Below are 12,349 nucleotides of genomic sequence, written 5' to 3' on the forward strand. Positions count from 1 at the left end.
AGATCGTACCATTCAACTTTATGTTTTGATAACAGATAGTTGAAAATTTTTGGAATCCAATATCCGTCTCATGGCGCAGAAAATACTGGACTATTTAACAGTTGGGTTCTAAACTGCGCCATATTCCAGATCAGGAGACAATATGACCATCGACGAGAACAACTTTTTCCGCGAATCCACCCTGCGGATTTGCAGCAGCCTGGATATTGAAAAAGCCATGCAGCGCTGCCTGCAGTTTCTGGTGGAGATTATTCCGGCCAGTCGCATGTGCTTCCATGTCTACGACCGCGAGCTGGGCATCGTGGAGACCGTGGCCATGGCCACGGCCAACACTTGCGAAGCCATGGCCCAGCGTACGCCGCTGTCGGCCCGGGGCCGCCGGCAGGTCGAGGAACAGCGCGCATCGCGTACCAAGCTGGTCGAGCGCATGGGCGACGATGCCGTGGCTGGGCCGGTGGTACGCCATTTCGGCGCCGAGGATCTTTCCGGCCTGTTGCTCGATCTGGCCCTGGAGCGCAAGTTCATCGGCACGGTTTCCGTTTTCGGGGAGCCGGGACGGCGATTCAATGCCGAGCACGTGAGCCTGCTCTCCCTCTTGAACATGCCGTTCGCCATCGCCCTGGCCAACAGCCTGCGATATCGTGAACTGCGCAAGCTGCGCGACATGCTGGCCGATGACAACCGCTATCTGCAGGACGAACTGCGCCAGATCGCCGGTGAAGAGGTGGTCGGTGCCGCATACGGCCTCAGGGACATCATGGAGATGGTGCACCAGGTGGCGCCGCTGGACAGCCCCGTCCTGCTGCTGGGTGAAACCGGCGTGGGCAAGGAGGTGCTGGCCAACGCCATTCACCGTCTCTCCTCGCGCCGCAACGGACCTTTTATCCGGGTCAACTGCGGCGCCATTCCGGGCACCCTCATGGACAGCGAGCTCTTCGGCCACGAAAAGGGGGCCTTCACCGGGGCTCTCGCTCGAAAGCGGGGTCGATTCGAGCGTGCTGACGGCGGCACGATCTTCCTGGACGAGATCGGTGAGCTTTCGGCCGAGGCCCAGGTGCGCCTGTTGCGGGTTCTGCAGGACAAGGCCATCGAGCGGGTGGGCGGCAGTGAAACCGTCCACATCGATATCCGGGTGATCGCCGCCACCCATCGCAACCTCGAACAGATGCTGACCGACGGCCAGTTCCGCGAAGACCTCTACTTCCGCTTGCGCGTGTTTCCCATCGTCATCCCCCCGCTGCGTCAGCGCAGCGAGGACATACCGGCCCTGGTTCAGCATTTCATTCAGAAAAAGGCGCGTGAGATGAAGCTTTCGGTGGTTCCCGGTGTGGCGCCAGGCGCTTTGGAACGCCTGATCGGCTACAGCTGGCCGGGCAATGCCCGCGAGTTGGAAAACGCGGTGGAGCGCGCCCTGATCGTCAGCCGGGGCGAGCCCCTGGCGTTCAAGGATGTCGGTACCGGCGTCATGTCCGCGAGGCCTCAGAAAAACGCATACTTCCCTCGTGAAGTCGTTCAATCGCTGGATACTGTGGCGGCTCAGCATATCCGCAAGGTTCTGGACCTGTGTAACGGGCGGGTCGAAGGCGAGCAGGGGGCGGCCCAACTGCTGCGGATTCACCCCTCGACACTGCGCAAGCGGATGAAAAAGCTGGGGATTGCATTCGGCCGCAATTCCAACAAATAAAGTACGGCAGGGGTGACAGAGAATCTGCAGTAGGCAAATACCGACAATAAAAGCTGAGTTTTTTTGTGGTGTGTATTACTACTGGCGTCAACTCGAAACGACCACCCCGTGCGCGCACCTTTGCTGAACCTGCGGACAGCCTACTTGAACTGTTGCCGCATCTCTTTTTTGTTGAGCTTGCCGACGCTGGTCTTGGGCAATGCATCGGTGATCACGATGCGGTCGGGCACGCCGAATTTGGGAATGGTGCCATCCTCGGCGAATTTTGCCACAAAGCTCCTGATTGACTCATCGGTGGTGGTGGCCTTCTGGTCGGGCTTGGGAACCACCAGGGCCATTGGCCGTTCGCCCCATTTTTCGTCGGGCACGCCGATGACCGCCACTTCACTGACCCCCGGATGCCGGCTGATGATGTCTTCCAGTTCGAGGGAGGAGATCCACTCGCCGCCGGTCTTGATGACGTCCTTGAGGCGGTCGGTGATCTGCAGGTAGCCCTCCTCGTCGATGTACCCGATATCGCCGGTGTGCAGCCAGCCGTTGGCCCACAGCTCCTCACTGCGCTCTTTGTCCTTCAAATAGCCCTGGGTCAGCCAGGGCGAGCGCACCACCACCTCGCCGGTACTCTTGCCGTCGTGGGGCATGGGTTTGCCGTTGGCGTCGATGACTTCCAGCACCACGTTGGTCACCGGCAATCCGGTGCGGCAGCGGACCTTGACCTGCTCTTCCTGGCTCCAGGCGTTCATGTGGGGCTTGATGATTGCGATGGTCAGCAGCGGGCAGGTTTCCGACATGCCATACGCCGCGTAGACGTTGATGCCCAGTTTCAAGGCAGCCTCGCACAAACCGCGTGGCAGGGCCGATCCGCCGATGATCACCTTCCAACCGCTCAGATCGAGTTTTTGCACCGCGGGGCTGGAGACCAGCATGTGCAGAATGGTCGGCACGCAGTGGGAGAAGGTCACCTTTTCGGTCAGCTTGAGTCGGATCAGCATCTCTGGTTCGTAGCGGCCGGGGTAGACCTGCTTGGCGCCGATCAAGGTCATGGCATAGGGCATGCCCCAGGCGTGTACATGGAACATGGGGGTGATGGGCATGTAGACATCGTTGGAGTTGATATTGGCCTGGGCGGCGTAGGATCCGGAAGCCGTCAGCAGGGCGTAGGTATGCAGCACCAGTTGGCGGTGGCTGAAAAACACCCCCTTGGGCAGTCCGGTGGTGCCGGTGGTGTAGAACGTGGTGGCCATGGTGTTTTCATCCAGATCCGGGAAGTCGTATTCGCTGTCCGCGGCTTCAAGCAGGTCCTCGTATTCGCCGTCCAGGGTCAGCTTGGTGGCCGGCACTGGCTTGCCGTCGGCGATCAGCACGATCTTTTTCACGGTGGTGAACTGGTCTTTGACCGCCTCGAGCATGGGCAAAAACTCATGATGGACCAGGATGACGTCATCCTCGGCATGGTTGATCGTGTAGATCAATTGTTCCGGTGAGAGGCGGATGTTGATCGTGTGCAGCACGGCACCCATCATGGGTACGGCGAAAAAGCACTCCAGGTAGCGGTGGCTGTCCCATTCCATCACGGCCACGGTGTGGCCCGGTTCGACACCGAGTTTTTTCAGGGCGTTGGCCAATTTTCCCACCCGTTTACCGAAATCGGCATAGGTGTAGCGCATCTGGTCGCGGTAGACGATTTCCTGCTTGGGCGAATAGATCAGCGGGGTGCGCAGCAGATTTTTGATCAGCAGCGGAAAACCATAAGCGGAAGGGGTGGGTTGGATCAGTTTAGCGGGCATACGTCCTCCTTGGGTAGATGGGTTGGTTGTGTGTTGCGTTTATTGGTCTGATTGGATTGGGTGATACTGTTGGACGATGTGCAGCAAGGAAAGTGCCAGCACGGCGGAAACGGTTTCTTGAATGGCTTTTTATTTATATTTCAGAAGGTTTGGATAGAGGCCGATGGAGACCCAAAATGAGTTTGTTGAGCGGGTGTGGCACGTATGACTCGGCGGCCCAACGATTTAAACGATAATTTATTGAAATTAAACGCAATAGGCAATTTTTCGTAAAATTTCCCAAAACGAGTCATAAATAACTCGCACTGGGTTCATTCGTTTTGAATCCCGAGTTTCCGCAGTTTCAAATAGAGGGTTTTGCGCTCGATACCGAGAATCGACGCCACCCGCGTGCGGTTCCACTGGTGGCGATTGAGCAGGGAAAAGAGGTAGGCCCGTTCAAACTCCTGAACCGCATCGCGCAGCGGCCCTTCTCCCGGGCGCACCGTCACCGGCACATTTTCCGTGCCCCCACTGCCCGATTGGCCCTGGAAATCCATAAAATCTAAAGAGTTAAAGCTCATGTAGCGCTGGATCGTATTTTCCAGCTGGCGGACATTGCCCGGCCAACCATAGTTGATGAGCGTCTCCAGCTCATGGCCGCGCAGGGTGTTGACCCCCTGCTCCTTGCCGTACTTGGCCAGAAAGTGATCCACCAGCAGGGGGATGTCTTCGCGGCGCTCGCGAAGCGGCGGCAGCTGGATGGGGAAGATGTGGATGCGATAAAAAAAATCCTCGCGCATGCGTCCCTTTTCCAGCAGTTGCACCAGGCCTTTGTTGGTGGCGCTGATGATGCGCGCGCGGCTTTTTTGGGTCTCGAGTCCGCCTATGGGGGTATAGCCGCCGCCTTCGAGCACCCGCAGCAGCTTGACCTGCATCTCTTCCTTGATTTCGCCCAGTTCGTCGAGAAAGAGCGTGCCGTCGTCCGCGTAGTCGAACAGGCCCGGTTTGGTCTGATCCGCTCCGGTAAACGCCCCCTTTTTATATCCGAAAAATTCGCTCTCCATCAGATGGGGCGGGATGGCGCCGCAGTTGACCGGCACGAAACGACGGCCGCCGCGTTCGCTCAGATCGTGAATGGCCCGCGCCACCAGCTCTTTGCCGGTGCCCGATTCGCCGTAGATGATCACGTTGGCGTCGGTGGCCGCGGCCCTGAGAATCAACTCGTAGACCTTCTGCATGGCCGCGCTTTTGCCCACGATGTCGCCGAACCGGTAGCGCTCCTTGATGGCGGCCCGCAGGCGGATGTTCTCCTGCTGCAGGCGCGCCTCCTTTTCCTTGAGGTCGAGTTCGGCCTGCTTGCGCTTGTGAATATCCACGATCACGGTCTGGCGCTCGGCCACCGCGTCGTTGGCACCGAAAATCGGTGACCCCACGGCAAAATACCAGCGGCCGTCGATGGGGTTGAGGAACTCGCGATGCACCGTTTCACCCCTGAACACCTCTTCCTGGCCGCACCAGGGGCAAGGTGCGTCCAGACGGAAAATGGCCTCGTGGCACAAAAGGCCGAGACACTCCTGGCCGATGACCGCGCGCAGGGTCTTGTTGGCAAAGGTCAGGCGCCGATCCCGCGAACAGGCATAGGCGAACCCGCCGAACGCCTCGAGGATGCCACTGAGTTTCGATTCGCTGGAACGCAGGTTGCGCTCGGCCTGCTTCAGTGAGGTGATGTCGACGAGCGATGCCACGCTGCGGTCGGTGCCCGTGATCATGCCCACCCGCAGCCAGATATTTTTGATATTGCCGAAATTGTCCCGCAACTTGAACTCATACTCGACCGGAACCTGTTCCGGGTGGTGGCGGCGCATACGGTGATAGCGCAGCATCCGGTCGCGGTCCTCCTCGTCGGCGATCACCGACGTCCAGGTCATCTTACCCTCGATCTCCTCCTTGGTGAAACCCAGCATCTGGGCAAATCCCGCGTTGGCCATGGAAATGGTCGTGTCCTGCTCGATGATGATGGTGCCGGCGCCCGTATTTTCAAAGACGCTGCGGTATTGCGCCTCCCGTTTTTCCAGGGTTCGGGCAATGTCGATCTCCTGGGACATGTCCTGCACGAAGCTGTCCAGGTAATCGATGCTGCCGTCTGGCCGCCGGGCCGTGCGCACATGCACGCGGCAGGGCAGGGCCGTGCCGTCCTTGCGGCGGAAACGGTTTTCGAACATGTAGGGTTGATTTTGGGACAGAATCGTCTCGACGAAGGCCTGGCGGCTCTGGGGGATCGCATAGGAGTTGCCGACAAAATGGCCGGCCGCCTCGATGTATTCTGCGGCCGACCCATAGCCCAGCATGCGGGCCATGGCCGGATTGGCATTGATGATCGTGCCATCCAGCCGGGTCTGCAGGATGCCGATGGGAGCATGCTCGAAAAGCTGCTCGTAGTAATCGCTGCCCGGGATGTCGAAAGCGGGTTTCATGGGGCTCCTTTTTCCAAGTGGTCGCGGGCAAAAATACAGTGACGCAACGAGATGGTCGAGGCGCCCGTCCCGTAAGGCGCGAGAAGCGAGAATAGCGGGCCTATTTGAGCGCCGAGCAACGCAGTCGGGACGGGATGCATCGGCCATCGAATGCCGCTGTATTTATGCTTGCGACTACTAAGCCATCTCAAAAAGCACCCCGGCATGCAAGACCAATTTTGACGGCGCCGTCCGGAAAGGACATTGGATTTTCGATGGTGGTTCAATTTTTGAGGTTGATTTCCGGCGGCAACCTGCTATTGTTTTCCGAGCGAGCGTTCGGAATTTTTTTGTGTTGGCTTTTTGGGCTCCGAGAGTGATGGGGTGGGGTCTATCTCCGCCCTGTGGAAACCCGAACGCTGTAGAAATCCACCCTGCCCGATCGACCCAAAGAAAGGAAAGACCGCCATGATCAGAACAGTCGAACAATACCTGGAGAGCCTGGACGACGGCCGCGAAATGTGGTGCATGGGGGAAAAGGTCAAGGATGTACGCACACACCCCACCCTCAGCGGCATCATCCGCATCGCGGCCCTGGACTACGTGCTGCCCCACCATCCGGACTACCGACACCTCTTCGTCACCCAGGACGAGGACGGCGAAGACGTTAACTACCTGCTGACCGCCCCCAGGAATTCCGAAGATCTTCTGCGCCGAAGGGAGTGCTTCGCCACGGCCATGCGCGCCGGGGGCGGGGTGCTGCTCCACTGCATGGGCGCCGACGCCCTGGCCGCCTTCACCGTGACGGCCAATGCCATGGACAAGGCCCTGGGCACCGACTATTCGGCGCGCGTGGAGAACTACCGACGGATACTCATGAAGCAGGACCTGGGCATCACCGGCGCCATCACCGACGTCAAAGGCGACCGCAGCCTGCACCCCTCCCAGCAGAAGCAGCACCCCGATTATTACCTGCGCGTGGTCGACCGCCAGAAGGAGGGCATCGTGGTGCGCGGCGCCAAGGTGCACATCAGCGCTTCGCCCTGCGCCAACGAACTGCTCTGCTCGCCGTGCCGCACGCACGGGGAGGCGGACAAGGACTACGCCCTGGCCTTTGCCGTGCCGTGCAACGCCAAGGGGGTCAAGATGCTGGCCGTGGAGCCGGTCACCCGCACCTATGGCGCCGAAGGGCTCTTCGACTACCCCAAGACCAGCGCCCTGCAGCCCACCGAGTGCCTGATCGTCTTCGACGACGTCTTCGTGCCCTGGGAGCGGGTCTTCATGTGCGGTGAGTGGCAGTTCTCGCGCACACTGGCTTACGCCTTCGGCAGCTACCACCGCCTTTTCGGCACCTGCAAGATGATCGGCAAGCTCGAGGCCATCACCGGTGCCGCGGCCCTGGTGGCCGACTACAACGGTGTGGCCCAGGTCGACCATGTGCGCAAGAAGCTGGCCTGGATGGCCATGATCACTCACATGACCGCCGAGCTGGGCAAGGCCGCCTGCATCGACCCGGTCAAGGAGTTCGGCATGGAGGTGGCCATGCCCAACCCCATGTCCATCAATGCCGCCAAGTTCACCTTCGCCAGCAACTTCCACCAGATGTGCCAGCATCTGCAGGACATCGCCGGCGGCCTGTGCACCACCGTGCCGGCCTACCGCGACTGGCAGAACAGCGACATCCAGCCCTACATCGAAAAGTATCTCAGCGCCGTGGACGGGGTGCCCACCGAGCACCGCTTGCGCCTCATGCGCCTGATCAAGGACGTAACCTGCAACTACTGGCAGATCGACACCATCCACGGCGAAGGCTCCATGGCCGCCCAACAGATGCACCTATACGGAAGCGCCGACTGGAACAAACTCAAGGCTGCCGCCAAGCGCGCCGCCCACATCGACGGCTGGCAGGACGACCCCACCTACGGCCGCCTGGTGAGCGCCGAGGATGTGCCTATGCCGCCCGTGGACGAAAGCTATGTCAGCTTTCCCAAAGCATTGAAGTAGGCCACCTCAAATCTTGATGTATGGATTGAGCTCTCACCGGAAAATGCCGATAAGGTTATTAAGGCGCTCGAAGAATTTGGTTTTGGATCATTGGGGCTCAACCCCGAAGATTTCCTTGAAAGCGACCAGATTATCCAACTTGGTTATCCTCCGAACAGAATCGATATTTTGACGTCCTTAAAAGAAATAAAATTTGAGGACTGCTATAAAGCAAGGGTTGAGGTTGATATCAAAGGTCTCAAAATAAATTTTATTGATCTTCAAAATCTGAAGCATAATAAACGGGCTACTGGTCGTCCGCAAGACTTGGCCGATGCGGAGAATTTAGAATAATCCAAGCTGAACGGCCAACATGTCGCTGGTCGGGACGGCGAGGATCATTGCCCCCCACAGCTCGTCATCAGGCTTTGAGAGTGATTCCCAGAACCAGATGATACTCGCTACGTGGATAAGAACTGAGAGAACAACACAAGGAGCCGATTTGCAGGGTGTTGCCAGGACGATTACCCACAGAAATCTGAAAGACTGCAAACAAGTCGGTTATGCGTAAAAGAAAGGGCCTCATGCTTAGCCAGGACAGGATCCGACAGTTGCAAGGCAAAATAGACGGTGAAGGACTGGGCTGCGCGCTGCTATTCTATTCAAGGGATATTTATTACTACACCGGGACCGCTCAACCATCATTTCTGCTTGTTTTGCCGGACCAATATTTTCTGTTCGTCAGAAGCGGATATGATTTCGCAATAAAAGACGTATTTATCAGCACAGAACATATTTACGAAGAACGGCGCCTCGAAACCATCTATGCGAAAATCTGTTCGGGTTTGAAAAACAGAAAGATTGCGACGGAACTGGATATCCTGCCGACAAAGCAGTATTTCGGGTACAAGAAAATCTTTGAAGGATGGGAGTTTTCGGATATTTCGCCGATGGTCCTCGAACAGCGGATGACAAAAGATCCATATGAGATTGAACAGATTAGAAAAGCCTGCATGGCTATTGACGCCGGACACAGGGCAGTGCTTTCCACGCTGCGGGAGGGCGTCACGGAACTCGAGCTGGCCGCCGCCGTCGAAAATGCCCACAGGCTTGCCGGGCATGAAGGGGTCTTTTTTATGAGGCTTCCTGATTTTTTCATGAGTCGAGGCCCGATCGGATCTGGCCCGAACCTGAGGAAATTCAGCGGCGTTGTTTATTCCGTCACCGGCGCAGGGCTCAGTCCGTCCGTTCCTGTGGGGCCTTCAATGAGAAGGATCGAAGTCGGGGATATGGCAGTGGTCGATATCCCTACGTTCGTCAATGGATACCATGCCGATCAGACCAGAACCTATTTCCTTGGCCGATGCGGCTCAAGGCTCAGGGATAGATATGAAACACTGAAGGAGATTCATGAATCCGTCATCGAAGGTATCCGTCCCGGAATGAGCGGGGACGATATTTACCGCACAGCGATGGAGAAGGCCGAGAAGCTGAAGGTCGCTGCAGAATTCCTGAGCTTCGGAAATGGAAAGCGAAGTCATATGATCGGTCACGGACTCGGCCTGGAAATCAACGAGCCCCCGATCATTTCCGCCGGCAGCAGCGCAAAGATCCTGGAAAATTACATACTGGGCATCGAGATGCACCTGTTGGATGAAGAGGCGGGCGCCATGAAACTGGAGGATACGGTACTGGTCGGAAGGCACGGGAATGAAATTCTCACAGTAAGTGCCAGGGAGCTTGGCGAAGTCTTTTAAAAGCCACTCGTGCAGCATGGGAAAAAGCAGCCGGTTTGTCTGCATCCGGTACGCGCGCATTTGCCGCCATCAAATCTTCTCGTACCGAGGCAATAAGGGAAAAATATGAAAAGAATTATAAATCCCGGAATGAGATTTTCCTGGATTGCTGGTTCAGTGAGTCGACCCAGAGAATACTGAAAGATGCATCTCAGAAATTCTGACAACAGAAAGGGGTAGCTACATGTTCAGCACAGAGTTTTTGCTGACTTCACTAGTGGTCGTTTTAATACCCGGTACGGGTGTGATCTATACGGTTTCCACCGGGCTTTTCAGCGGTTGGCGATCGAGCATCGCCGCCGCATTCGGCTGCACGACCGGCATTCTCCCCCATTTGGCGGCAAGTATTCTGGGGCTGTCCGCCATCCTCCACATGAGCGCCTTGGCCTTTCAGGTCGTTAAATATGCGGGCGTAACCTATCTCCTGTATCTGTCCTGGTCCATGTGGCGTGAAACGGGGTCGCTGCAGGTCAACTCACCCGAATCGACCAGAACTCTGTGGCAAATCGTTGTAAAGGGCTTCTTGATCAATATCCTCAACCCGAAATTATCCATATTTTTCCTGGCGTTCCTACCGCTGTTCGTCTCACCGGATGTATCATCCCCCATGATCCAGATGTTGATCCTGAGTGCCGCATTCATGGCGATGACCCTGGTCGTATTTATTCTATACGGAATTTCGGCTCATTATGTCCGCACCTATATCGTTAACTCCACGAACGTCGCCACTTGGCTGCAAAGATCGTTTGCTGCCATTTTCGCTGCCCTGGGCGTAAAACTGGCCCTGACAGAGCAATAGAAACAAGAGCGACACGTATACCCCCTTTGCGCAGGTTCTTGATGAAAATCTTACTCATTTTGGCCCATCCGGATCCAGACAGTTTCAACGCAGCCATTGCCAGGCGATGCCGCGATGTCCTCGCTGCAACTGGGCACACCGTCTTTTTCCACGATCTGTGCGCCGAGAAATTCGACCCGATACTCCCGGCGGATGAAATCCCGCGAGCTGCTCAACTACCGGCGGCAATCCAAATGCATTGCGACGAGATCGCGACGGCAGACGGCATCATCATCGTGCATCCCAATTGGTGGGGGCAGCCGCCTGCGATTTTAAAAGGTTGGATCGATCGGGTCATCAGACCCGGTGTGGCCTATGCGTTCCTCGAAGGCGACGCCGGCGAGGGCGTACCCGTTGGATTACTCCGGGCAACATCCGCCCTGGTGTTCAACACGGCCAACACCGAATCCACCAGGGAGCGCGACGTATTCAAAGACCCGCTCGAAACCCTCTGGCGGAACTGCATTTTCGGTCTTTGCGGCGTTTCGGAGGTTTTCAGAAGAACCTTCAGCATCATCGTGACCAGCAACGAACGACAACGAACTGCCTGGCTCTGCGAGGTCGAGGAAATTGTCCAACGGTATTATCCAACGGAGCTCGGGAGGGAAGTCGGGGAACGTTGACGGCAATTGGGACTATCGCAGGAAAACGCAGTTGCAGCGGGATAGCCGGTTAAAATGGAAGACGAAAGCCAGGCGTTGGGAGGGAAGCGTGGACGAGTGTATTTTTTGCAGGATTGTCAAAGGGGAGGTGCCGGCCAACGTCGTCTATGAGGACGAGCTGACGCTGGCTTTCATGGATATCGGCCAAGTCAATCCCGGGCATACCATCGTGGCCCTGAAATCCCACGTTGCCCATATCTATAATATAGACGACGCCCAGGCGGCTGCCGCCTTCATCACGGCCACGCGCATCGCCCAGGCGCTGAAAAAGGCCATGCAGCCCGCCGGGATGACGCTGCTTCAGGCCAACGAGGCGGCTGGGTGGCAGACGGTGTCCCACTTCCATATCCATGTCCTGCCGCGGCATGCGGACGACGGTGTGGGGCTCACCTGGCCGGCCAAGCATCCGCCGCGGGAAAAATTGGAGCGCTATGCCGCTCGCATCCGGGCGGCGATCGCGGAGACGTCGGCGGGCCGCCCGAGTGAACAGGCAACGTAACAATTTACCCCCGTAAATTCATGAGAATGGATGAATCGATATGGCGCTTTTTTTGAGCCTGTGGATCAAGCTGTTTTTTGTACTCACGCCCTTTTTCGCACTCACCATGTTCCTCAGTCTGACCGAGGAGTATGACGAGCCCCGCCGCCGGAAGCTGGCCCTGACCGCAACAGTGGCCGTGGCCGCCATTTGTCTCATACTGTTTTTCGCCGGCCGGCAGATCTTCTCCCTCTTCGGCATCACCCTGGACGCCTTCCGCATCGGCGCCGGCGTGCTGCTTCTGCTTTCGGGCATCGGGCTGGTTCAGGGCAAAACCCCGGCATCCAAGACGACCCCCGATGGCGACGTGACGGTGGTACCGCTGGCCATTCCCATCATCGTGGGGCCGGCTACCACGGGCACACTGCTCGTCCTGGGTGCGGAGTTGACCGCTTTGCCGGAGAAGGTCATGGGCGTGCTGGCGCTTCTGGCCTCGGTGGCCTGCATCGGCGCGGTGCTGCTCGCTGGCTCTCTGATCCAGCGCGGCCTGGGCATCCGGGGCATCGCCATCCTGAGCAAATTGACCGGGTTGGTGCTGTCGGCCTTGGCGGCCCAGATGATCATGACCGGTGTTCAGGGTTTTCTGGGGATTGGAAATTAAAGAGAATCGATCCGCAAACATATCC

9 protein-coding genes are annotated in these 12,349 nt (G+C 57.6%); 7 read left to right on the forward strand and 2 right to left on the reverse strand.

Annotated features, from left to right (window positions below):
* Positions 1-142 precede the first annotated feature (142 nt).
* Positions 143-1,684, forward strand: coding sequence for a sigma-54 interaction domain-containing protein (locus tag DFT_RS05870; protein ID WP_054030315.1), 1,542 nt, complete (start codon positions 143-145; stop codon positions 1,682-1,684).
* A gap of 140 nt (positions 1,685-1,824) precedes the next feature.
* Here the strand turns inward: DFT_RS05870 and DFT_RS05875 are convergent, their stop codons facing one another.
* Both DFT_RS05875 and DFT_RS05880 read right to left on the reverse strand, forming a co-directional pair.
* Positions 1,825-3,471: a fatty acid--CoA ligase gene (locus tag DFT_RS05875; RefSeq protein ID WP_054030316.1), complete on the reverse strand. Its 1,647-nt coding sequence runs from the start codon at positions 3,469-3,471 to the stop codon at positions 1,825-1,827.
* A gap of 311 nt (positions 3,472-3,782) precedes the next feature.
* Positions 3,783-5,927 carry a sigma-54-dependent Fis family transcriptional regulator gene (locus DFT_RS05880; RefSeq protein ID WP_054030317.1) on the reverse strand — a complete coding sequence of 715 codons (2,145 nt, stop codon included), beginning with the start codon at positions 5,925-5,927 and terminating at the stop codon, positions 3,783-3,785.
* A gap of 447 nt (positions 5,928-6,374) precedes the next feature.
* Between DFT_RS05880 and DFT_RS05885 the strand changes: the two genes are divergently transcribed.
* The 6 genes from DFT_RS05885 to DFT_RS05915 all read left to right on the forward strand — a co-directional run bounded on the left by DFT_RS05885 (position 6,375) and on the right by DFT_RS05915 (position 12,324).
* Positions 6,375-7,910 (forward strand): 4-hydroxyphenylacetate 3-hydroxylase N-terminal domain-containing protein, encoded by a 1,536-nt coding sequence (locus DFT_RS05885; RefSeq protein ID WP_054030318.1) that lies wholly within the window; start codon positions 6,375-6,377, stop codon positions 7,908-7,910.
* A 563-nt stretch (positions 7,911-8,473) separates the two neighbouring features.
* Positions 8,474-9,646, forward strand: a complete 1,173-nt coding sequence (locus DFT_RS05895; RefSeq protein WP_054030319.1) for a M24 family metallopeptidase — start codon at positions 8,474-8,476, stop codon at positions 9,644-9,646.
* Between the two features lie 223 nt (positions 9,647-9,869).
* Positions 9,870-10,484, forward strand: coding sequence for a LysE family translocator (locus DFT_RS05900; protein ID WP_054030320.1), 615 nt, complete (start codon positions 9,870-9,872; stop codon positions 10,482-10,484).
* Between the two features lie 41 nt (positions 10,485-10,525).
* Positions 10,526-11,146 carry an NAD(P)H-dependent oxidoreductase gene (locus DFT_RS05905; RefSeq protein WP_054030321.1) on the forward strand — a complete coding sequence of 207 codons (621 nt, stop codon included), beginning with the start codon at positions 10,526-10,528 and terminating at the stop codon, positions 11,144-11,146.
* Between the two features lie 88 nt (positions 11,147-11,234).
* The gene (locus DFT_RS05910) at positions 11,235-11,684 is read left to right on the forward strand and encodes an HIT family protein (RefSeq protein ID WP_054030322.1); all 450 of its coding nucleotides are present in this window, start codon (positions 11,235-11,237) and stop codon (positions 11,682-11,684) included.
* A gap of 40 nt (positions 11,685-11,724) precedes the next feature.
* Positions 11,725-12,324, forward strand: coding sequence for a MarC family protein (locus tag DFT_RS05915; protein WP_054030323.1), 600 nt, complete (start codon positions 11,725-11,727; stop codon positions 12,322-12,324).
* The last annotated feature ends 25 nt before the right edge of the window (positions 12,325-12,349 follow it).

It is taken from the genome of Desulfatitalea tepidiphila (assembly GCF_001293685.1).
Lineage (GTDB): Bacteria > Desulfobacterota > Desulfobacteria > Desulfobacterales > Desulfosarcinaceae > Desulfatitalea > Desulfatitalea tepidiphila.